The 21,729-nt window shown below is 71.8% G+C and carries 19 protein-coding genes; 13 read left to right on the forward strand and 6 right to left on the reverse strand.

All coding sequences use genetic code 11. From position 1 onward, the window contains the following. Positions 1-162: 162 nt before the first annotated feature. The gene (locus QM638_RS01370; protein WP_415140136.1) at positions 163-675 is read right to left on the reverse strand and encodes a GNAT family N-acetyltransferase; all 513 of its coding nucleotides are present in this window, start codon (positions 673-675) and stop codon (positions 163-165) included. A 141-nt stretch (positions 676-816) separates the two neighbouring features. Between QM638_RS01370 and QM638_RS01375 the strand changes: the two genes are divergently transcribed. Next, on the forward strand, positions 817-1,368 hold the full coding sequence (locus QM638_RS01375) for a TetR/AcrR family transcriptional regulator (protein ID WP_415140137.1): 552 nt from the start codon (positions 817-819) through the stop codon (positions 1,366-1,368). Between the two features lie 42 nt (positions 1,369-1,410). Here the strand turns inward: QM638_RS01375 and QM638_RS01380 are convergent, their stop codons facing one another. Beyond that, entirely contained in the window at positions 1,411-3,285 is a 1,875-nt protein-coding gene (locus tag QM638_RS01380) for a helix-turn-helix domain-containing protein (protein ID WP_415140138.1), read from the reverse strand. 71 nt (positions 3,286-3,356) lie between these two features. On the opposite strand from QM638_RS01380, the gene QM638_RS01385 reads away from it, so the two are divergent. The 9 genes from QM638_RS01385 (at position 3,357) to QM638_RS01425 (ending at position 11,578) form a co-directional block, all read left to right on the forward strand. Continuing rightward, complete coding sequence (locus tag QM638_RS01385; protein ID WP_415140139.1) at positions 3,357-4,598, forward strand: CaiB/BaiF CoA transferase family protein; 1,242 nt, start codon at positions 3,357-3,359, stop codon at positions 4,596-4,598. Then, positions 4,595-5,350, forward strand: coding sequence for an enoyl-CoA hydratase/isomerase family protein (locus QM638_RS01390; protein ID WP_415140140.1), 756 nt, complete (start codon positions 4,595-4,597; stop codon positions 5,348-5,350). Before QM638_RS01385 ends, QM638_RS01390 begins: the two co-directional genes overlap by 4 nt. A 54-nt stretch (positions 5,351-5,404) precedes the next feature. Beyond that, positions 5,405-5,797, forward strand: coding sequence for a nuclear transport factor 2 family protein (locus tag QM638_RS01395; protein WP_415140141.1), 393 nt, complete (start codon positions 5,405-5,407; stop codon positions 5,795-5,797). Positions 5,798-5,842: 45 nt separating this feature from the next. After that, positions 5,843-7,309, forward strand: a complete 1,467-nt coding sequence (locus tag QM638_RS01400) for an aldehyde dehydrogenase family protein (RefSeq protein ID WP_415140142.1) — start codon at positions 5,843-5,845, stop codon at positions 7,307-7,309. Positions 7,310-7,338: 29 nt separating this feature from the next. After that, positions 7,339-8,130 (forward strand): alpha/beta fold hydrolase, encoded by a 792-nt coding sequence (locus QM638_RS01405; RefSeq protein WP_415140143.1) that lies wholly within the window; start codon positions 7,339-7,341, stop codon positions 8,128-8,130. A gap of 73 nt (positions 8,131-8,203) precedes the next feature. Beyond that, positions 8,204-9,100, forward strand: a complete 897-nt coding sequence (locus QM638_RS01410; protein WP_415140144.1) for a TIGR03619 family F420-dependent LLM class oxidoreductase — start codon at positions 8,204-8,206, stop codon at positions 9,098-9,100. Between the two features lie 150 nt (positions 9,101-9,250). Next, the gene (locus QM638_RS01415) at positions 9,251-10,105 is read left to right on the forward strand and encodes a helix-turn-helix domain-containing protein (protein ID WP_415140145.1); all 855 of its coding nucleotides are present in this window, start codon (positions 9,251-9,253) and stop codon (positions 10,103-10,105) included. Between the two features lie 415 nt (positions 10,106-10,520). Continuing rightward, positions 10,521-10,880: a ferredoxin gene (gene fdxA / locus QM638_RS01420; protein ID WP_415140146.1), complete on the forward strand. Its 360-nt coding sequence runs from the start codon at positions 10,521-10,523 to the stop codon at positions 10,878-10,880. A gap of 2 nt (positions 10,881-10,882) precedes the next feature. Beyond that, positions 10,883-11,578: a helix-turn-helix transcriptional regulator gene (locus tag QM638_RS01425; RefSeq protein WP_415140147.1), complete on the forward strand. Its 696-nt coding sequence runs from the start codon at positions 10,883-10,885 to the stop codon at positions 11,576-11,578. Positions 11,579-11,621: 43 nt separating this feature from the next. Here the strand turns inward: QM638_RS01425 and QM638_RS01430 are convergent, their stop codons facing one another. From QM638_RS01430 to QM638_RS01445, 4 genes are all read right to left on the reverse strand, one after another. Further along, the gene (locus tag QM638_RS01430) at positions 11,622-12,950 is read right to left on the reverse strand and encodes a HupE/UreJ family protein (RefSeq protein ID WP_415140148.1); all 1,329 of its coding nucleotides are present in this window, start codon (positions 12,948-12,950) and stop codon (positions 11,622-11,624) included. Between the two features lie 11 nt (positions 12,951-12,961). Next, positions 12,962-14,272 (reverse strand): DUF3500 domain-containing protein, encoded by a 1,311-nt coding sequence (locus QM638_RS01435; RefSeq protein WP_415140149.1) that lies wholly within the window; start codon positions 14,270-14,272, stop codon positions 12,962-12,964. 214 nt (positions 14,273-14,486) lie between these two features. Next, entirely contained in the window at positions 14,487-15,536 is a 1,050-nt protein-coding gene (locus QM638_RS01440) for an intradiol ring-cleavage dioxygenase (RefSeq protein WP_415140150.1), read from the reverse strand. A 133-nt stretch (positions 15,537-15,669) separates the two neighbouring features. Beyond that, positions 15,670-16,032, reverse strand: coding sequence for a thioesterase family protein (locus tag QM638_RS01445; protein WP_415140151.1), 363 nt, complete (start codon positions 16,030-16,032; stop codon positions 15,670-15,672). 160 nt (positions 16,033-16,192) lie between these two features. Between QM638_RS01445 and QM638_RS01450 the strand changes: the two genes are divergently transcribed. The 3 genes from QM638_RS01450 (at position 16,193) to QM638_RS01460 (ending at position 21,655) form a co-directional block, all read left to right on the forward strand. After that, complete coding sequence (locus QM638_RS01450; protein WP_415140152.1) at positions 16,193-17,329, forward strand: YeiH family protein; 1,137 nt, start codon at positions 16,193-16,195, stop codon at positions 17,327-17,329. A 34-nt stretch (positions 17,330-17,363) separates the two neighbouring features. Beyond that, the gene (locus tag QM638_RS01455) at positions 17,364-18,278 is read left to right on the forward strand and encodes a LysR substrate-binding domain-containing protein (protein ID WP_415140153.1); all 915 of its coding nucleotides are present in this window, start codon (positions 17,364-17,366) and stop codon (positions 18,276-18,278) included. Positions 18,279-18,418: 140 nt separating this feature from the next. Further along, the gene (locus QM638_RS01460; RefSeq protein ID WP_415140154.1) at positions 18,419-21,655 is read left to right on the forward strand and encodes a glucan 1,4-alpha-glucosidase; all 3,237 of its coding nucleotides are present in this window, start codon (positions 18,419-18,421) and stop codon (positions 21,653-21,655) included. Positions 21,656-21,729: the final 74 nt, after the last annotated feature.

Raw genomic sequence — 21,729 nt, forward strand, 5'->3', positions numbered from 1 at the left:
AAGCCGGCCTCCTCGAAGACGTGCCAGGCGTGGGTGAGCTCGGAGAGCCACAGACCGGTCCGATGATCGGGATCGTCGTAGTGGCCGACGTTCGTGACGACGTTCAAGATGCGCTTCGTCATGGCTGAGCTCTCCTCGGGGATCACCGTTGCTGGGTCGGCGCTAGCACGCGTTCAGGGAGAGATCCCAGGTCTGGCCGACCAGGTCCTGTCCGAAGCTGTGGTGGGGCTCCTGGCTGGTGAGTGTGAATCCTAGGCCCTGGTAGATCCTGCGGGCGGCCACGAGTACGTCGTTCGTCCACAGGGTCACGCGCTGGTAGCCGGCGGTTCTCGCGAAGTCGAGGCATTCGCGGACGAGCTCCGTGCCGGCCCCCAGGCCCCGCGCCCGCGGAGTCACCAGCAGGATCCGCAGCTTGGCGACCCCGGGACAGTCGCCGCGCACGAGGAAGACGCATCCGGCGCGCTTGCCGCCCACCTCGGCGATCCACCCGGCCTCGGTCCTCGGGTCGTGATCGGCGCCGTAGTCAGCGACGATCCGCGCGACCAGTGCCTCGAAGTCCGTGTTCCAGCCGAACTGCTCGGCGTACACCTCACCGTGCGCCTGGACGACCCACCCCAGGTCTCCCGGCCGGTCGGCGGGACGAACGAGGACCTTCCGCTCCGGCTCGTCGGACATCGGGGCTCCCTTCTCTCGTGACTGACACGACTGTTTCAGTTGAGTTATGCTAGCCCTGTGCCACCGGATTCGCCAGCGCCGTCTGCTCGGCAGACCGAGCTTCTGGAAGCCGCCTATCGATACGTCCTTGAGCATGGATTGGTGGACCTGTCGTTGCGGCCGCTCGCGACGGCGATCGGATCGAGTCCACGGGTGCTGATGTTCTTGTTCGGCAGCAAGGACGGGCTGGTCCGGGCGTTGCTCGATCGGGCGCGCACCGACGAGCTCCGGCTGCTCGACGGTCTCCGCGGCGTCGCCGACGCCTCCTCGTTCGGGCTCGCGGACGCCCTCGAGCAGGTGTGGGCATGGCTTGCCGACGAGCGACATCGGGCCCTGTTGCGGCTGTGGGTGGAGGCCTACTCGCGGTCGTTGATCGAACCCGAGGGTGCGTGGGCGGGTTTCGCCCAGGGCACGGTTCGGGAGTGGCTAGGGGTACTCGCCGAGTTCCAGCCCGCCCACGAGCGCGAGCTCGCCGCAGCCCAGTCCCAGCGGACCCTCGCGCTGGCGGTCTTGCGTGGCGGGTTGCTGGACCTGCTCGCCACCGGCGACGAGGAGAGGGTGGGGACCGCCGTCGCGTTGCGGCTCGGCGAGTTGCGCGGCGTGATCCGGCACGGATCGAGCAGTTTCCCGTCGGTGGGTGGCGGCCCCGGGTGAGCGCCGGGCACCGCTCGGCCCGGCACCGAGACGTTCAGCGCGTCACGCTTCGGCCCGCGAGCCGAGCAGCCGGTGGAGGCGGAGTGCCACCTGGATCTCCGCCTGGGTGCCGCTCTTGTTCCAGCCGGGGCCGAGCAGGTCGGTGACCCGCTGGACCCGTTTGTACGCCGTGTTGACATGGATGCTCAGCTCGTGGGCGACGGCTTGCAGGCTGGACGAGTTCCGCAGGTACGACTCGAGGGTGTCGAGCAGCTCCGTGCGATGGCGCTGGTCGTACGAGACGACGGGGCCGAGGGTCAGATCGACGAAGGCGCGCAGTCGCTCCGGCGACGGGTCGGTGGCCAGCAGCCCGGCGAACCCGAGGTCGGCGTGCGCGGCCACGGAGGTCTCCAGGCCGAGGTGGGTGACGGCAGCGCAGGCGAGGTCCGCCCGCCGGTAGGCCTCGGCGAGCCCCGCCGGTCCATCGGCCTGGTCGACGCCGGCATGCCACGAGCCTCCGGCCTCGCCGGGGGAGATCAGCTGATGGGCCACGTCGGTGGCGCTGATGTCGGGGGCGATCGCCACCACCCGGCCCCGGAACTCGCCGGCCACGCCGCCGTGCTCCCGGGCGATGCGGTGTGCCCGCGCGATCAGGGCGTCGCCTCGGTCCGACCCTCGTGCGACGACGACGCCCAGGTGGTTCGCTCGTCGCCACGACCGTATGACCGCCCGAGTCGAGGCATCGGGCGGGCCGGGCGGCGCCTCCACCAGGCCTGCGATGACCCGCTCGGCACTGCGGATGTCGCGCTCGTAGTCGGCCTGTTCGTTCGCCAGGAGCAACGCGCACAGCGCCGCGGCCCGCTCCACCGCATCGCGGTGGCGCACGCCGCCCTCGCCCTGATCGAGCACGAGCGTGGCGAGCACGACCCCGCCCACCGGGACCGTGCATCCGGTCAGGGAGATGCCGCGGTGCTCGACGGTCCACGGCTCCCGCTCGGCCGGGCTGTCGGACGGGAGCCCGGCCGGTGGAAAGTCCTCGGCGGAGGTGGAGAGGACGGAGCCGTCGCGGTCGAGGAGCGCGGCCCGGCCACCGAACGCGGTGGCGACCAGCGCGATCGCCGAGGCCACCTCGCCCTTGGCGAGGACGACCTCCGCCAGGCGGCGGTCCAGCTCAGCCGACCACTCCAGCTCGGCCACCCGTTCGTCGAGCTCGGCGTGCGCGGTGGCGAGCCGCTCCAGCTCCGTGCGTCGCAGGCTCTCCTCGTTCATCCGCTCCAGGGCGCGACCGGCCAGCGTCGCCATCGTCCGTAGGTCGTCGAGCTGGTCGCCGGTGACGGCGACAGGCGTACGCCACGACGCCAGCAGGGCCCCGACGGCGCGGCCCCGGTGGCGCAGCGGTACGCCGGCCATGGCCCGGATCCCGTCGCGGCGTACCCGCTCGTCGGCCTCGGGAGTGTGTTTGAGGGTGGCGTCGCGCAGGTAGTCCTCGCACACATAGGGTGCGTCGGCGTCGACGACCCGGCCGGTGACGCCGGTGCCCTGACGCGTCGGGTAGTCCCGCCACTCCCGGGAGATCTCGCCCTCGGACTTGCGGATCACCCGTTGGCTGGTGTCGGGATCGAAGCCGTAGTTCAGGTGGACGACGTCGCTGCCGACCAGTCGCCGTGCGGTCGCGATCACCTCCTCGAGGAGCTCGTCGGTCCGGGTGGCGGCGAGCAGCCGCTCCGTGGTCGCCAGCACGTCACGCTGTCGACGCTCCCGCCAGAGCAGGGCGCTCGACTGGTCACGGATCCGCGCCGCCACATCACGGACGGCGTCGAGGTCGCCGGTCGGAAGATGCGCCGCCAGTCGGCCGACGGCGTCGTCGAGGTCCGGTGCATCGGCCGGGCCGACGACCGACCGGAGCAGGTCACAGACGGCGGCCGAGAGGTTGTCCAACACCTCATCCTTCGCTCAATAGTGTGGTGGGGCACATTGTGGCCCACGGCGTACCACCCTAGCGTGATCGCGTGCCCGAGCCTCAGGCGAACCCGACGCCGACCTCCCCGCTTCCGCTCGGCGGGGTGCGCGTCCTGGACCTCACCCGGGCGCTCGCCGGCCCCTTCTGCACGGCGCTGCTGGGCGACCTCGGCGCGGACGTGGTCAAGGTCGAGAGTGCGGACCAGGGCGACGTCGTGCGCAGCTGGGGCCCCTTCGACGGCACCGAGAGCCTCTACTTCGTCGCGGCCAACCGCAACAAGCGCTCGCTCGCCGTGCGGCTGTGGTCGGAGGAGGGCCGGGCGCTGCTCCGGCGCCTGGTCCGCGCCTGCGACGTGGTGGTGGAGAACTTCCGCCCGGGCGTGCTGGCCGCGCTCGGGCTGGACGAGGAGTGGCTGAAGGAGCAGGCGCCCCAGGTGGTGGTCACCTCGATCAGCGGCTTCGGTCATGTCGGGCCGATGCGGAACGACCCGTGCTTCGACCAGGTGGCGCAGGGCATGAGCGGCTTCATGAGCCTGACCGGAACGGTGGAGTCGGGCCCGGTACGCGCCGGGGTGCCGCTGGCCGACATGCTGTCGGGTGTCTTCGCGGCCCTCGGCGTCTGCGCCGCGCTCGCCGCCCGGACCCCGGGGCACCGGGTGCACACCTCGCTGCTCGAGAGCATGGTCGGGCTCCTCATCTTCCAGGCCCAGCGTCAGGTCAGCCTCGGTGAGGTGCCTGGTCCGGCGGGCAACGACCACCCGGTGGTGTCGCCGTACGGCGTCTTCGCGACCGCGGACATCCCGATCAACGTCGCCGCCGGCACCGCCAAGCAGTGGGAGAGCCTGTGCGACCTGCTCGGGCACCCGGAGCTGATCGACGATCCACGGTTCGCCCGGCCCGAGGGGCGCCGCACGAACCGGGACGCCCTGCGCGAGCTGATCGAGGAGGTGTTGCGCACCCGGCCCGCCGCCGAGTGGCTCGCGGCGCTCGGCGAGGCCTCGGTGCCGGCCGGCCCGATCCACGACCTGGCCGGAACCTTCGCCGACCCCCAGGTCCGTGCCCTCGGCCTCGTCGAGCAGGTGGCGCACCCGGCGCTCGGCCAGGTGCCGATGATCCGTGGTCCGCTCTGGATCGACGGCGAGCCGGTTCACGTGCGGGCCTCCTCGCCCATGCTCGGCCAGCACTCCCGCGAGGTGCTCCGCGACTGCGGTCTCGCCGCCGCCGAGGTCGACCGGCTCGTGCAGAGCGGCATCGTCCAGCAGTGGTCCGACCCCTCGGTGGCGGACTCGTGAGCGGGCGCGCGGAGGTCCGCCTCGAGAGCCTGGGCTCCGGCATCCGCCGGCTGGTCCTGGCCAACCCACCCCACAACGCCCTCTCCACCGCGATGTGCGAGCAGGCCGTCGCGCACCTGCGCACCCTCCTCGTCGAGGACGAGCTGCGGGCGCTGATCGTCACCGGCGCCGGGCGGGCGTTCTGCGCGGGCGCCGACCTGGCCGAGCTGAGGGCGGGGCTCGACCCGACCACGCCGCTGAGCGAGCTGGTCGAGCTGATCAGACATGTGCCGGTGCCGGTGATCGCCGCGATCGAAGGCCCGGCCGCGGGCGGCGGCGTCGAGATCGCGCTCGCCTGTGACCTGCGGGTCGCGGCGGTCTCGGCCACCTTCACCGCGTCGGCGGTCAACGTCGGCCTCTTCGCCGGCTGGTACCACCTGCCACGACTGATCGGGCAGGCCGCGGCCAGCGAGATGATCCTGACCGGCCAGCGATACGCCGCCGAGGAGCTCGCCCGCTGGGGCCTGGTCCGCCTCGCCGACCCCGACGAGGTCCACGAGGTCGCGGCCCGGATCGCCGCGCGGATCGCCAGCCGGCCACCGCTCTCGGTCCGCGCGCTCACCCACGCGCTGCGCGCCTCGCCCGACATGGACCCGGCCGCGGCCGAACGGCACCAGCGGGAGACCTTCGCCAGGCTGCGGGCATCGCGAGACCACGCCGAGGCCGTCGCCGCGTTCCTCGACAAGCGGACCCCGATGTTCACCGGGCGGTGAACCCCGACCATCCGACCCATCCCACCTTCCATCCGCACACAGGAGGAGACCGACGTGGCGGACCTGACCCCCGACCGGGTGCGAGAGCTCGAGCAGAGCCATCTGGTCGCGCTGAGCAGCAACGACCTGGACACCCTGGACCGTCTGTACGCCGCGGACCGGGTGCACATCCACTACGACGGCCGACGCGAGGACAAGGCCACCTACCTCGCGCCGCTGCGAAGCGGTGAGGTCCGCTACGTCGCACTCGAGCCGTACGGCGAGCAGCGGGTCTGGGCCGAGGGCTCGACCGGCGTGGTGACCGGCGATCTCGCCTGGCGTGCCGAGACCTCGGCCCGTGGGTCGGTGGACGGGTTGATCGCCTACACCTCGGTGTGGGTCGACCGCGGTGCCGGCCCGGTGCACCTGGTCTGGCACTCCTCGCCGACCCCGCGCAGACCCGCCTGAGCTCCACGCCACGATGGACGTACCCACTTCTTGAGGAGGAACCAGATGTCCGGCTCGACCGAGACCATCCACGCCCTGATGCTCATCGGGGGAGAGTGGCGCGAGGCCGTCGACGGCCGGGTGCTGCCGGTCGAGGCGCCGGGGGACCGCACCGTCTTCGGGGAGATTCCGCGCGGCGGTGCGCGGGACGTCGACGCGGCGGTCGAGGCGGCGGCGGCCGCCTTCGACTCCTGGCGACGTACGACTCCGACCGAGCGGGCTCGGCTGCTGCGCGAGGTGGCCGACCGGCTCGCCGCCCGGGTGGAGGAGACCGCACGCAGCATCGCCCGCGAGACCGGCAACGCGCTGCGGACCCAGGCCCGCGGGGAGGCCCGGCTCGCGGTCGACACGCTCCACTACTTCGCTGGTGTCGCGGGCGAGCTCAAGGGACAGACCGTGCCGCTCGGTGACGACGTGCTGAGCTACACCCGGCGGGAGCCGCTCGGCGTGGTCGGCGCGATCATCCCGTGGAACGGCCCGGTCGGCCTCGCGGCGCTCAAGATCGCCCCGGCGGTCGCGGCGGGCAACACCATCGTCGTCAAGGCGGCGGAGGACGCCTCCATCTGCGTGCTCGAGCTGGCCGCGCTCTTCGACGAGGTCTTCCCGCCGGGCGTCGTCAACGTCGTCACCGGACTCGGCGAGGAGTGCGGCGCCGCCCTGGCGCGTCACCCGGCGTTGGCCAAGCTCACCTTCACCGGCTCGACCGAGGTCGGCCGGCTGGTCAACGCGGCGGCGGCCGACCGGATCATCCCGGTCTCGCTGGAGCTCGGCGGGAAGAGCCCGTGCATCGTGTTTCCCGATGTGGATCTCTCGGCCGCCGTGGACGGCGTGATGGCGGGCATGCGATTCACCCGGCAGAGCCAGTCGTGCACGGCCGGCTCGCGGCTCTTCCTGCATGCCGACATCTACGACGACTTCCTCGCCACCCTGGCCGACCGGGTCCAGAGCTACGTCATCGGCGATCCGCTCGAGGAGACCACCGACATCGGGGCCTTGATCAACCGCACCCAGTTCGACCGGGTCTGCGGATACCTCGAGGAGGGTCTGGCCCAGCCCGGCGCCGAGCTCCTGGTCGGTGGGCTCCCGCCCGCCGACGGCCCGCTGGCTCGCGGTTACTTCACCCGGCCGACGGTCCTCGCCCAGGCCTCCAACGAGTGGCGGCTCGCCCGGGAGGAGATCTTCGGCCCGGTGCTGGTCGCGATCCGGTGGAAGGACGACGACGAGGTCATCGCGATGGCCAACGACTCCCACTACGGGCTGGCCGGCTATGTGTGGACCCACGACATCACCAAGGCGCTCTCGACGGCGCACCGGCTCGAGACCGGTTGGGTCCAGGTCAACCGGGGCGGTGGCCAGTCGCTCGGCCAGCCCTACGGGGGTTACAAGGAGAGCGGTCTCGGCAAGGAGTACTCCCTCGACGGGATGCTCGACAGCTTCACCCAGGTCAAGGCCGTGACCGTCGGGTTGGCCTGACCGGATCTACGACGCGAAGGAGTATGACCGTGCGACTCGAGACCTTCGAGTGGGGTGACCCCTCGGCACCGCCGCTGGTGTGCATCCACGGTGTCGGTGGCAGCCATGGCATGTTCGACCGGGTCGCGCGGGAGCGCTGGGGCACGCGGTTCCGGGTCGTCGCGTTCGACCTGCGCGGCCATGGCGACTCCTCGTGGGCGCCACCGTGGACGAACGCGACCTACGTGCAGGACATCATCGACACGATCGACGACCTGGGGCTCGATCAACCCGACTGGGTCGGCATCTCCTTCGGTGGGCGACTGCTGCTCGAGATCCTCGCCCAGCATCCGGACCGGGTGCACCGGGCCGCGGTCCTCGAGCCGGTCATCCAGGCCTCTCCCGAGCTCGCCTCCCGGCGGGCTCATGAGGAGCTCACCGCCGGCACCTGGGACAGCCTGGAGGCCTTCTTCGGCACCCGCTGGAACACCGGTGACGTCGACATGGCGCGGTACGTCGAGTCCTACGCCGGCCACTTCGAGACCCTCCCGGACGGCCGGGTCCGGCGGCGTACCTGCCAACCCGCGCTGGTGTCCATCTTCAGCGAGATGGCGATCCCCGCCGCCAGGCCGGAGGAGATCACCCGCCCGACGCTGCTCCTCTACGCCCCCGCGTTCGGCCTGGTCACCCCCGAGCAGCGCGCGGCGTTCGAGCCGCACGTGAGCCGAGTCGTGGAGGTGCCCGGCCAGCATGCCGTCCTGATCTCCGCCTATGAGGAGACCGCGAGCGCGGTCGAGGACTTCCTCACCGCCGACGACGTCGCCCCCGTGGGCGCCGCCTGAGGGCTGCCCGGGCCGTCTCCCTTTGTCGGCTCCGTCAGCCCCGGTCCGGCATTGCGATGAAGGAGGAGAATCCATGGAGTTCGGGATCGGCACCTATCCGACGCACGACTCGGTCGATCCGGGGGTGCTCGCCAGGCTGGTCGAGGAGCGGGGTCACAACACCTCGCTCTTCCTGGCCGAGCACACCCACCTGCCTGCCGCGGCCTACCGTGCGGGTCAGGTGCCGCGGCGGCTGGGTCATCTCTACGATCCGTTCGTCGCCCTCACCGCGGCCGCGGCGGTGACCTCCCGATTGCGCGTCGGCACTGGCATCTGTCTGGTCGTCGAGCGAGACCCGATCATCACCGCGAAGCAGGTCGCGTCACTGGACCACCTCTCCGGCGGGCGATTCGAGTTCGGCGTGGGGGCGGGATGGCTGCGCGAGTCGATGCTCAACCACGGCACCGACCCGCGGACCCGGATGCGGCTGATGGCGGACCGCATCGCTGCGATGAAGGCGATCTGGACCGAGGACGTCGCCAGCTACCACGGCGAGTTCGTCAGGTTCGACGAGATCGTCTCCTGGCCGAAGCCGATCCAGCGGCCGCACCCGCCGATCCTCGTCGGTGGCGACGGCCCCACCGTCTTCGACCGGGTCCTCGGCTTCGGTGACGCCTGGCTGCCGAATGTGGCGCGAGACCCCAGCGGTGGCCTCGAGCTGGTGAAGCGGATCAAGGAGCTGCAGGCTCGCGCCGATCGGACCATCGACGTCGTCGTGGTCAGCACTCCGGCCGACCCGGCGGTACTCGAGCGGCTCGCGAAGGCAGGATGCCGTCGGGCCGTCCACTGGATCCCTGCCACCGGCAAGGCCGGCGTGGAGCGTTCGCTCGATCGCTGGGAGGAGGCGGTGACCACCTTCACCGGTGAGGCGGAGACGGTGCACCGGTCGACCGCGGAGATCATGGGAGCGACCCTGGCGCCGTCGACCTGAGCCGGCACGTCGGTCGTGGCGCCAGCCTCCCCTCGGGCGGTGGTTCCACGATGTGTCGTCCCGACCGGAAGGCGGATCGGAGCGGGATCCTGGGAAGGATCCGTCCAGCCTCGCTAGGTCGACCCGATGCGGACATGTCAGGCTGGCGGCATGGTCGAGTCCGCTCATCTGCACGAGCTTGGCGAGTTCCTCAAGCTGCGCCGCGGTGAGCTGCGCCCCGCCCAGGTCGGACTGCCCGAGCACGGCCACGCCCCGCGCCGCGTCCCGGGACTGCGCCGCGAGGAGGTGGCCCAGCTCGCCGCGATCAGCACCGACTACTACATGCGGATCGAGCAGGGCCGGCTCGCGCCGTCGCCGTCCGTGCTGGCCTCGCTGGTGCGCGAGCTTCGGCTCAGTTCCGACCAGGCGGCGTACGTCGAGGCGCTGGTGGGTCAGGCCGCCCAGGCGGGTCGTCGCCCCGGGTCCCGGCGGCGCCGGCCCCGGCCGCGGGTGCATCCGCACCTCGTGCGGCTGATGGGGCAACTGGTCGAGACGCCGGCCCTCGTGTTCGGGCCACGGCTCGACATCCTGGCCTGGAACCGGCTGGCCGCGACGCTGCTCCACGACTTCGCGGCCGTGCCCGAGCGGGAGCGCAACTATGTGCGGATGGTCTTCACCGACCCCGCGATGCGTGCGGTCTATCCCGACTGGGAGGACGTCGCGCGGACCTGTGTCGAGGTGCTGAGGATGGAGGCCGGCACCAACCCCACCGATCCGGCACTCTCGGAGCTGGTCGGTGAGCTCTCGATCGCCGACGCGGACTTCCGCGCCTGGTGGGCCGAGCACCGGGTCGCGCATCAGGACTTCGGCAGCAAGCGGATCGCCCATCCCGCGGTGGGCGAGCTGATCCTCGACTGGGACAGCTTCCGGTATGCCGGCGCCCCCGACCAGCAACTGGTCCTGTGGTCAGCCGAGTCGGAGACCACCTCGTACCGGCGACTCCAGGAGCTCGCACGGTCGCTGTGACGCGGCGCCCGCGGCGCCGTCGTGCCCAGGTGTCCCGGTCAGGGCCTCTCGTCGTGAGGTCCCGGGCGTGTGGGACCCGGCCGAGCGGGATCCGGCCGAGCGGGATCCGGCCGAGCGGGAGGACCACCGCGGCCGGTCGGGCGAGGGCGGGCGTTGGCGCGCGAGGACAGCCACACGCTTCCCCCGATGACGACGACCGTCATCACCACGGCCGCGACGAACAGCCACACGGCGCCGGTCACGTCGGTCATGGCATCCGCCTGCGTGGCCCGGCTCCGGCGCGAGCCCGCCTCGGCCCACACGCGTCGTGCGCGCCCGATCCTGCTCGATGTCGCGGCCGTGCCGCCGGCGGCGACCCCTGGCGGGAGCCCATGCCGCCCAGTTTACCCAATCGACACTTGTATAAACTAGGGCCATGACCTACGTGATCGCTCAGCCGTGTGTGGACGTGACCGACCGGGCGTGTGTGGACGAGTGCCCGGTCGACTGCATCTATGAGGGGCGCCGGTCGTTGTACATCCATCCCGACGAGTGCGTCGACTGCGGCGCGTGCGAGCCGGTGTGTCCGGTCGAGGCGATCTTCTACGAGGACGATCTGCCGGGGGAGTGGGCGCCCTATCTGGCGGACAACGCTGCCTTCTTCTCGGCTCCCCTGCCGGGCCGCGAGTCGGGTCTGGGATCGCCTGGTGGTGCGGCCGGGCTGGGGCCATTGGGAGTGGACACACCGCTGGTCGCCGACCTGCCGCCGCAGAACGCGGCCGAAGGAGCAGGGTGAGGATGGCGGCACGAGGTCGACGCACGCCGGGGCGTCGACTGGAGGTGTTGCAGGTCCTGCGCGAGTCGGCGCGTCCGATGGCGATCGCCGAGATCGCCGATCTCCTCGGGGTCCACGTCAACACGGTCCGGTTCCACCTCAAGACGCTGGTCGACAGCGGCCGGGTCGAACAGGCGTCGACCGTGGGCAACGGACCCGGCCGCCCGGCGCAGGTCTTCCGCGTGGTGCGTGGCATGGATCCGACGGGCCCACGGCGCTACGAGGTGCTCGCCGAGGCGTTGGCCACGGGGCTGAGCGCCGATCCGGACTCACGCGATCGGGCCGTGGCCGCCGGCCGGGTCTGGGGCCGGCAGCAGGCGTCGTCGGCCGACCGATCGGCCGACGACGGGGACGGGCGGGATCCGAGCGGGGCGGGTCCGGACGCGACCTCCTCGACGGTGATGCTGATCGAGCTGCTCGACGAGCTGGGCTTCGCGCCGGAGCGCGTCGGCGATGATCAGACATCGGGCATCGGGCTGCGACACTGCCCGTTCCTCGACCTCGCGCTCGATCGCCCCGATGTCGTCTGCTCCCTCCATCTGGGGCTGATGCAGGGAGCGATGTCGTCGTGGGGCTCCTCGGTCTCCGTCGATCGGCTCGACCCCTTCGTGCGGCCCGACCTCTGCCTGGCGCACCTGGCGCCGGCCGGCACGGTCTGACGGGTCGCGACGCGTCGTCTCCTGGTTCCCCACGCCTGGTGGGTCAGGAACGTGAGTCCTCCAGATCGGCCGCTGCCGGCACCGGGACGGCCTGGTGCACCGGGCGTGCCCGGTGTCTGCGCGAGACGATCGCCACGACGATCGCCACGACGCCGAGGATCGCCGCCAGCCGTTCGGGGCTCGCCAACGCCACCGAGATCACCGGATCGAGTGGATCGGCCGTGTCGAAGGCGCGTTGCACGATCCAGGAGAGCGCCACCGCGGCCACCACTCCGGCCACCATCCGGGTGGCGATCCTCGAGCGGGCGATCACCAGCAGCGGCACGATGACCAGCACCAGGGCGGCGAGCTGGGCTGCCTCCAATCCCAGGTTGAAGGTGAGCAGGGGGACCAGCAGGTCCGTGCCGTGCAGCGACAGCTCCGTCAGGGTGCCGGCGAAGCCGAAGCCGTGGATCAGCCCGAAGGCACCGGTGACGGCGACCTCGGTGCCGACGGCGAGCCGTGGCCGGACCGCGTGTGCGGCGGCCAGCAGGATGGTCGCCGCGATGGCCACCTCGACCCAGCGCGACGGCACCGAGACCAGGCCGAGGGTCGCCAGCGCGAGACTCGCCGAGTGACCCACGGTGAAGGTCAGCGTGAGCAGGGCGAGCCGGCGCAGGGTCCTCGCCCAGCCCAGCCGGCGACGGGCGGCGCCCAGCGCGACCAGGCTGAGGAAGAGCAGATGGTCGGCGCCTTCTCGGAAGTGCCGGAATCCCACCGCCCACATCGTGGGCTCGGTTGCGGCGCCGGGGTCCTCGACGGTGAGCGTCGTGGTCGGCTGTGCGCGGGTGAGGGTGGCGAGCAGCTCGGTCCTCCCGGACTCGTCCACGCCGCCGACGTAGACGTTGTGGGTGACGACCACGTCGGTGACCACCTGCCAGCTGAACTCGGCGGTGGCGGTGTCGCCGTCGACCGGACCGGTGGCGAGCAGGACCACCCGGACCGCGTCCTGACCCTGGTCGCGACCCGCCGAGACGCGCTGCACCGCGATCGGCCACTCGGTGCCCTCCGGCGTGGTCAGCCGGACGCGATCGAGGAACGTCGAGCGCAACCGGTTGGCGTGGGCCGCGACGGTCTCCTCGGCGGTGGTGTCGTTCGCCTCGGTCATCAGATCGCTGCCGTAGGCGATGTCGAGCTGCTGCAGGGCGACCTCGGCCACGATCCGCAGCACCGGGCCGGAGGCGTCGGTCGACGCCTGGGCCAGCGAGATGCGGACCAGGGTGGAGGCAGGGCTGTGCGCCCCGGCCGGCGGCGCCAGCGTCAGGGCGCCGGCGAGGCCGCCCGCCAGACCGAGGACGACGGCGGCGAGCGCGGTGAGGAGGGCCGCTCTCATCCGAGCGCCACTCAGGAGCCGGAGGAGCTGCTCGACGAGCTGTCACCGGTGCCGGTGCCGTAGTCGAGCTCCTTGTCCCGATAGATGGTGTGGTAGTGGATGCCGCTCTCGCCCGGGTTGTCGGTGTTGACCCACTCGATCCACAGCCGCGGTCCGTCGATGCGCAGGTAGGCGTTGTCGTCGGTGTCCAGTCCGGTCGCCCAGGCGACGTAGGTGTCGTCGAGCTGCGACTCGTACAGCGAGACCAGCGGATCCGAGAGCGCTCCGGCGTAGTCGGCGACGTATCCCTCGATCACGCTCTTGACCAGCTTCTGCTCCGCCGTCGTCAGATCGCCGTACGCCGTGCCCTCGGTGTCGGGGTAGCCGGTGTCGTTCTGGGGTCCCATCACCAGGTCCGTGTACTCCCCGTCCAGCTCGGCCGCGGACTGGGCGTCGTCGTCCATCGAGGTGAAGATGGAGAAGAAGTCGTCCGACAGGTCGCCCATCGCCTCCACGGTCTTGCCCTCGTAGGTATAGCTGACCGGCTGGGTGCCCTTGAAGTACGGCGAGAGGCTCAAGGTGTCGCCGCCGATGCTCACCATGATGCCGAGGTGGTGGCCACCGAACTGCAGTGACCAGGCGCTGTCGGTGGAGGGATCGCCGTAGAAGGCGATGTGGTAGTTCTGCTGACCGTAGGTGGTGTCGTCGTCGCCGCTGGAGAGCTGGTCGTCGGCGTTGAGCTGTTCGGTGACGTAGGTGTAGCCGGCCGAGCTCATCGCGGTCTCGACCACCTTCTTGGCGGCCTTGACCTGGGCGTTGGTGAGATCGCCCATCCGCAGGCCGTTGCGGCCGTTGAAGAGGCCGTCGGGGAAGTTCGACCAGGTGCATTCCTTGGTCGCCAGGTCGGTGTAGTCGTTGGAGACCGAGGACTTCTCGCTGCTGGACAGGGTGTCCAAGAAGGCGTTCGCGCTCTTCACGACGGAGGCGACCTCGTCGGCGTCGTCGTTCTCCGGCACCGCGCCGCTGGCCGCCGCGGTCGGCGTCCCGGCGTCGGAGCAGTCCGTGTCGCCGCCGCCGACGCCACCACCGCTCGGGGCGCCGCTGCCGCTGGGCGCTGCTCCGCTGGGCATGCCGGATCCGCTCGGCATCGCTCCGCTGGGCATGCCCGATCCGGCGGTGGCGCTCACCGACCCCGAGGAGGAGCCGTCCGACGCGTCGGTGTCCGAGCTCGAGCCACAGGCGGTCACCAGGCCGAGACCGATGAGGCCGACCGCCGAGGCGGCCATGACCTGACATCTCGTTCTGCGACCGGCGGAGAGGGCGGGGATGCGGGACGTGGGCATCGAAGACTCCTTGCGACAGTGGCCCGAGATCTGGCCGACCCGGTGGAAGACTCAGCAATTATTCATGAGATTCCTATGTCGGCAACCCGGTCTTCGCGACCCCCGCTCTGCCCCGGTGCGCGCCTGATCACGCCAACCGGTGTGGCCCAGACGCGGTGAGCGGCCACGGTCCGCCGCACGGGCGAACGACCGTGGCCGCCGCGGCCCGCGGGCCTCAGCTGCTCGCCGCGCCCGAGGGAGCGCCGGACGGGGCACCCGAGGGTGGGGTCCCGGTGGGCGCCCCGGAGGGTGCGCTGCCGGAGTCGCCCGAGCCGCTGTCGCCGCCACCGCCCGAGGGCGCCGTACCGCCGGTCGGCTCGGTGCTGGTGTCCACCGGGACGGTGAGCGTGGCGACGTACCCCTTCGCGACGCTGCCGGTCATCGCCGCCATCTGGTGTGCGGCGGAGTCGTCGCCGAAGACGTTGTCCGAGCTGAGCGAGACCTGGCTGAGATTGGTGACCGACTCCTCGTAGCCGTCGGTCGCATAGACCAGGTCGAGCACCTTCTTCGGCAGCGCCATCTGGGAGGTCGCGATCGCGTTGGCGGAGTCGTCGATCTTGCTCTTGTCCTCGTAGACCTCGAAGTGCACATGCGGCCACCGGCCGGAGTAGCACGCCGGGAAGATGCTGGTGAACCGCACCTTGCCGTCGTCGTCGGCGACCTGGACGCCACGCAGATAGTTCTCGTCCTCGATGCCGTCGGAGTACATGGAGTAGCTGCCGTCACGATTGCAGTGCCAGGCGTAGACCGCGACGCCGGTGAACGGCGCGCCGTCGTTCACCATGTCGAGGACGGTCAGCTCGAACTCGAACGGCACCCCCTCGGCGGTCGCCGAGGCGTCGCCGAAGCTGGACCGGATGTCGCTGCGGACGATCCCGGACTCCTCCAGCACGTCCGGGCCGTTGGAGCCGTCGCCGGGATACGGACCGGCGGTCTCGTCGGGGATCTCGGTCAGGCTGTCCGAGGTCGCGGCCCCCGACGACGAGGTCGAGGAGGACGCGGACGAGGAAGACGAGGACGACGACGTCGAGCTGGAGGCGCCACAGGCGGTCAGCACCGCGGCGCCGGCGCCGACTCCGACGACGCTCAGGATCCGACGTCGGCTAAGCAGGGTGCCGATGTCGAAGGAGAGTCCCTGGTCGACCACCTCGTCGTCGGGACGCGGCAGGCGCCGTCCCTGGTAGGCGGGCCCGCGGGGGGTCGAGGTCGGTTCTGGGCTGTTCATGCCTGTCTCCTAGCCGAGTTCGGCAAGCGTCGGTTCATCCGTTCCTCGGCAACGATGACCGGCGTCGGATGCCGTAGGCTAGGAGGCGACTGTGTGTCGACTGTGAGACCTGTCGCGCAGGACTCGGGCGGCGTCAGTCGCGCGTGCCGAGCGCGGCGACGAACCGCTCTCGGTCGACGACGGCGCGCTCGATCTCGCCGTCGGCCACGATCTCGCCGTCGGCATCGAGCGCGCGCACCGCGAAGGTGAGCCGGCGGCCGTCCTGGGCGACGGGCTCGGTCACGACGACCTCGACGGAGCCGCCCACCGGCGTCGCCCGGCGGTGGGCGACGCGGATCGCCGTACCGACGCTGGTCTGTCCGGCGGTGAGAAACGGCGCCGCGGCGACCACCGTCGCCGCTTCGAGCCAGGCGATCAGTCGGGGGGTGGCGAGCACCGGTACGTCGCCGCTGCCCACCGCCCGGGCGGTGTCCCGCACGGTGACCTGGTGTCGCATGGTGCTCACGGTAGCTGCCCGGGAGGGTCGCCCGGAGAGCCGGCGCCCGGCGCCGCCCGCGATGCAGGCACCACCAGACAGAGAGATATAGGACGGGGCTATAACCGCGATGGCCGACTGATGGGTGCCGCCGGGGGAGTCCGGGCGACAACCTTGAGGCATGGCCACCACCAGCAGCATCCGGGGTCCGTTCACGCGGTCGGCTCGGCCGGTCGTGGCCGGACGAGGAGCCGTGGCCGCGCCCGGCCTGGGGTTGGCGGCGGCGCTCGCCGGAACCGGTACGGCGTTCGCGCACCTGGTGCCGGGCATCGGGCCGTTGCTCGGGCCGGCGGTCACGGCGCTGTTGCTCGGGCTGGCCGTCGGGACCGGCCTGCGCCTGCTTCCCGGAGCCGGGCGGGCGCGAACCGAGGCTCGACTCCGGCCCGGCGTCGGTCTCGCCGCCGGCGTCGTGCTCCAGTGCTCGGTGGTGCTGCTCGGCGCGCAGCTCTCGCTCGCCGAGGTGGCGCGGGTCGGGTGGAGCTCGCTGCCGGTCATGCTCGGCACGCTGGCGGTCTGTCTGGTGGGTGCGGCGCTGCTCGGCCGGCTCCTGGGCATCGACCCGGAGCTGCGGCTGCTGATCGGATGCGGCACCGGCATCTGCGGCGCCTCGGCGATCGCCGCGGTCTCGGCGGTGACCAGGCCCCGCGCCGCGGCCGTCTCCTACGCGCTGGCGACCATCTTCTGCTTCAACATCGTCGCCGTCCTGCTCTATCCACCGCTCGGCCACCTGCTCGGTCTCAGTCAGGCCGACTTCGGGCTCTTCGCCGGGACCGCTGTCAACGACACCTCTTCGGTGGTGGCGGCGGCGACCAGCTATGGCGCCGAGGCCGGCGAGCATGCGGTGGTGGTCAAGCTGGCCCGGTCGCTGATGATCGTTCCGATCTGTCTCGCCCTCGGCCTGCTGGTCGGCCGCCGGAACCGGACCCGGTCCGGTGTCGGGTCCGGTGTCGGGTCCGGTGTCGGGTCCGGCGTACAGCCCCAGGCCCCGCTCCACCGCCGTGCCGCTCGACTGGTGCCGTGGTTCCTGGTCGGGTTCGTGCTGATGGCGGCCATCGCGAGCACCGGACTGCTCTCCGCCGACCTGCGCGAGGCCGGCAGTCGGCTGGCCGGCCTCGGCATCGCCGTGGCCCTGGCCGGCATCGGACTGGGCACCGACGTCGCCGGGCTGCGCCGTACCGGCGTGCGTCCGTTCCTGCTCGGTGCCGCACTGTGGGCTCTGGTCTGTCTCACCAGCCTGGCGCTGCAGCTGCTCTGGTGACCGGCCCTGGATGGTGAGGCGGCAGGATAGGGCCATGCTGCCCGGCTGGACCCCCGACCTCGGCTCGCTGGACCTGCTGCTGACGGTGGCCGAGACGGGCAGCATCGCCAGCGCCGCCGAGGTGCACGGCATCAGTCAGCCCAGCGCCAGCACCCGGTTGTCCAGGCTGGAGCGGCGGCTCGGGGTGACCCTCTTCGTGCGCAGCAGCGCCGGCACCCGGCTCACTCCGGTCGGCGAGGCGGTGGCCGCCTGGGCCGCCGGCGTGGTCGAGGCGGCGCGAGCGCTCACCGATGGCGTCTCCACGCTGCGCACCGCCGCCGACGCACGGTTGCGGGTGGCCGCGAGCCTGACGATCGCCGAATACCTGCTGCCGCCCTGGCTGCTCACCCTGCGCGCCCGGCATCCCGAGGTGGAGGTGGCCGCGGCCGTGGCGAACAGTCACGAGGTGGCCGCCCGAGTGGTCGCCGGCGAGGTCGACCTCGGGCTGATCGAGGCGCCCGAGCTCCCCGATGGTGTCACCGGCCAGCACGTCGGCACCGACGAGGTGGTCCTCGTGGTGTCGACTCGCTACCCGCTGGCCGCTCGAGCGCGCGCCGGCCTGGCGGCCGCGGAGCTGGTCGACCTGCCGTTGCTGGTGCGCGAGGAGGGCTCGGGCACTCGGGACACGTTCCTGCACGCGCTCGCCGTCGCGCTGCGGCGTACGCCGTCCCTGCCGCATGCCATCAGCCTGGGCTCGACGGCGACCATCCTCGCGACCGCGCGCGCCGGCGGCGGGGTGGGGGTGCTGAGTGCCCGGGCGGCCGCGGCGGACATCGCCGCCGGCACCCTGGTCCGGATCCGGGTGCTCGACCTCGCGGCGCAGCGCCCGCTGACCGCGATCTGGCTCGGTCGTCGACCGACGCCGCTGGCCCAGGAGCTGATCGGGATCGCGGGGTCTCGACATGAATAGGCCGATGAACATCTGAAAAGATCCCGTCTCAGGGGGGAAGATTTGTCTGTGAATGAGTGATTGGCGTCACTCAGACTGGGGGCATCTCGGGTCGGCGTCGGCCCGAGAGACCGATCACCCTGCCGAACCGGGAGAGCCAGATGAACCCCGTTTCCCTCCGACGAGTCTCCACCCGCGCCGTCGCCGCCGGCGCCACCCTCGGTGTGGCGGTGGCGGTAGGCCTGAGCGCCGGGCCCGCCGTGGCGCACGACGGGCCCTCGCTGCACGCCACCGGCGGTGGCACCGCGCCTGGTGCCCCGGGTGACGGGTCGACCTGGACCACCGGCGCCAAGGACGGCATCGGCACCAGCACGACCACCGCCTCCAAGGTCTGGTTCAGCCTGACCCAGGGGGCGATGTCGGAGGTCTACTACCCGCGGGTCGACGTGGCCAACGTGACCAGCCTGCAGCTGGTCGTCACCGACGGCAGGACCTTCACCGACCGTGCCCAGGACGACACCAGCCACAAGATCACCCTGCTGGACCGCACCACGCTGCGCTATCGGCAGACCGACACCGACCTGGACGGCCGCTACCGGATCACCACCACCTACACCACCGACCCGTCGCGCAACACCGTGCTGGCCGACGTACGGGTGACGCCGCTGGATCGCGGTCACTACACCGCCTACGTCCTCTACGACCCCTCGCTGGCGAACTCGGGGCTGCACGACTCGGCGTCGCGCCGCGGCGCCACGCTGCTGGCCAGCGACACCAGCGGCGACGACCCGGTCGCCAGCGCGCTGGTCGCCCAGCCGGCCTTCACCGCGACCTCCAGCGGGTACGCCGGGACCAGCGACGGCTGGACCGACCTCGCCGCCGACCACCGGCTGGACCACACCTATGCCAGCGCGCCGGACGGCAACGTGGTCCAGATCGGTCGCCTCGCCAGCAACCGGCGTGGTGTCTCGGCGGCCACCGTCGCCCTCGGCTTCGGCGCCGATCCCGACGAGGCCGCCGGCGCCGCCCATGGCTCGTTGCGCTCCGGCTTCGCCCGGCTCGCCCGCGACTACGACGCCGGCTGGGGGCGCTACCTGCGGTCGCTCTCCACCGCGCCGCGAAGCGTCTCGCGATCGGCCGAGCTGCTCACCCAGTACGACGTGGCGGTGATGACGCTCAAGGCACACGAGGACAAGACCTACCGGGGTGCCAACATCGCCTCGCTGACGGTGCCGTGGGGCCAGGCCATCGACGCCGACGAGGCCGGCGTCGGCGGTTACCACCTGGTCTGGGCTCGTGACCTCTACGAGGTCGCGACGGCCCAGCTGGCCGCCGGGGACGAGGCGGCCGCCAACCGCTCCCTCGACTATCTCTTCGACGTGCAGCAGAAGGCCGACGGCTCGTTCCCGCAGAACTCCCTGCTCGACGGCACCCCCTACTGGGGTTCGCTGCAGCTCGACGAGGTCGCCTTCCCGATCGTGCTCGCCGACCAGCTCGGCCGCACCGACGTCTGGGCGCAGGTGAAGTCGGCCGCGGACTTCCTGGTCGGTCACGGGCCGTCGACGCCGCAGGAGCGCTGGGAGGAGGAGGGCGGCTACTCCCCGTCCACCCTGGCCGCCGAGATCGCCGGCCTGGTCAGCGCCGCCGATCTGGCCCGCACCGCCGGGGACGAGGCCTCCGCGGGGCTCTATCTGGCCACCGCCGACTCCTGGCGGCGCTCGCTGAGACAATGGACGGTCACCGACACCGGGTCGCTCGGCGACGGGCACTACTTCCTCCGCATCGACGACAACACCGACCCGAACGACGGCGACCAGCTGGAGATCAACAACGGCGGCGGCACCTGGGACGAACGGGACGTGGTCGACGGCGGCTTCCTCGAGCTGGTCCGGCTCGGCGTGCTCTCCGCCGACGACGCCGACGTGGTCGGGTCGCTGCCCGAGCTCGACTCCTCGATCGAGGTCGAGACCCCCCACGGCGCCATGTGGTACCGCTACAGCCACGACGGGTACGGCGAGAAGGCGGACGGCAGCCCGTACGACGGCACCGGTGTCGGCCGGCTCTGGCCACTGCTCTCCGGCGAGCGCGGCGAATACGAGCTGGCGGCCGGCCGGTCGGGGGCGTCGTACCTGAGGACCATGGCGAACGCGGCCAACGACGGATACATGATCCCCGAGCAGGTCTGGGACCAGGACTCGAGCTCCGACCCCTCGCAGGGCCTCACCTTCGGCGAGGGGACCGGCTCGGCGACGCCGCTGGCCTGGTCGATGGCGCAGTATGTCCGGCTGGCCCGGTCCATCGACGCCGGGAGTCCGGTCGAGACCCCGACGGTGGTCGCCGACCGCTACCGGGGGAGTCTGCCCGACGGGCCCGCCCTGAACCTGGCCAGTCCGGCCGACGGCGCCCAGACCGACGCCGCCACCGTGACCGTCAGCGGCACCGTCGCCGAGGGAGCCTCGGTCTACGTCCATGCCGGCGACCGGACCACCGCCGTCGCCGTCGAGGCCGACGGCTCCTTCTCCACCGAGGTCCCGCTGAGCCTGGGCACCACCAGCATCACGGTGGCCGCCGTCGGTGCGGACGGCGGCACCTCGTGGGTGCAGCGCTCCGTCGTCTCGACCAACCTGGGCACCGAGATCGGCAGCGTCGGCGACCCGGTGGGCGACGACGACGGCCCGGGCAGCTACGTCTACCCGGCCAGCGGGGACTTCGCCCCCGGTGCCTTCGACGTGACCGACCTCGGCGTCTACGACGAGGGCGAGGGGGACGACGCGACGGTCAACATCGCGGTCACCATCGACGGCGACCTGACCAACCCGTGGGGCGGCAACCAGCTCTCGGTGCAGCGCTTCGACGTCTACCTGGGCGGCTCGGCCTCGTCCGGGACGGCGACCTCGGCGCTACCGGGCACGAACGCCGATCTCGCCGGTCCCTACCAGGCGGTGCTGACCATCGACGGGTGGAGCTCGGCGCTGGTCGACGAAGACGGGACCAGCCTCGGCGCGGTCACCCTGACCGCCATCCCGGCGCGACATCAGATCGTCGCCTCGGTGCCGGCCTCGGCACTGGCCGGGATCGACCTGGCCGGCAGCGGCGTCGCGCTGACCTCGATGAGCCACGCCGACCCCAGCAGTGAGGGGGTGGGCGGCATCCGGCCGGTCTACGACCTCGCCTACTGGTCCGGGACGGTCGGCACCGACGACTCCTGGATCCACGACTACCGTTTCGGTGGCGGTGCAGGGGAGTGGACGGGGTCGAGCCCGTGGGACACCGACACCAGCGACCCGAACGTGCTCGACATCCTGGTGCCGGCGGGCGAGTCGCAGGGCGACGTACTCGACTGGACGGCCGGCTCACCGGTGGTGCTGCCCTACGTGGCGCTGCAGACGGGCGGGTAAGGGGTGAGCGGGCGGCACTTCATGAGCTAAGCCTTACCTCATAGAGTGTGGCCTGCGCGGGCCTCGGGGCGTCG

Source organism: Nocardioides sp. (assembly GCF_047606145.1).
In the GTDB taxonomy this organism is placed as follows: domain Bacteria; phylum Actinomycetota; class Actinomycetes; order Propionibacteriales; family Nocardioidaceae; genus Nocardioides.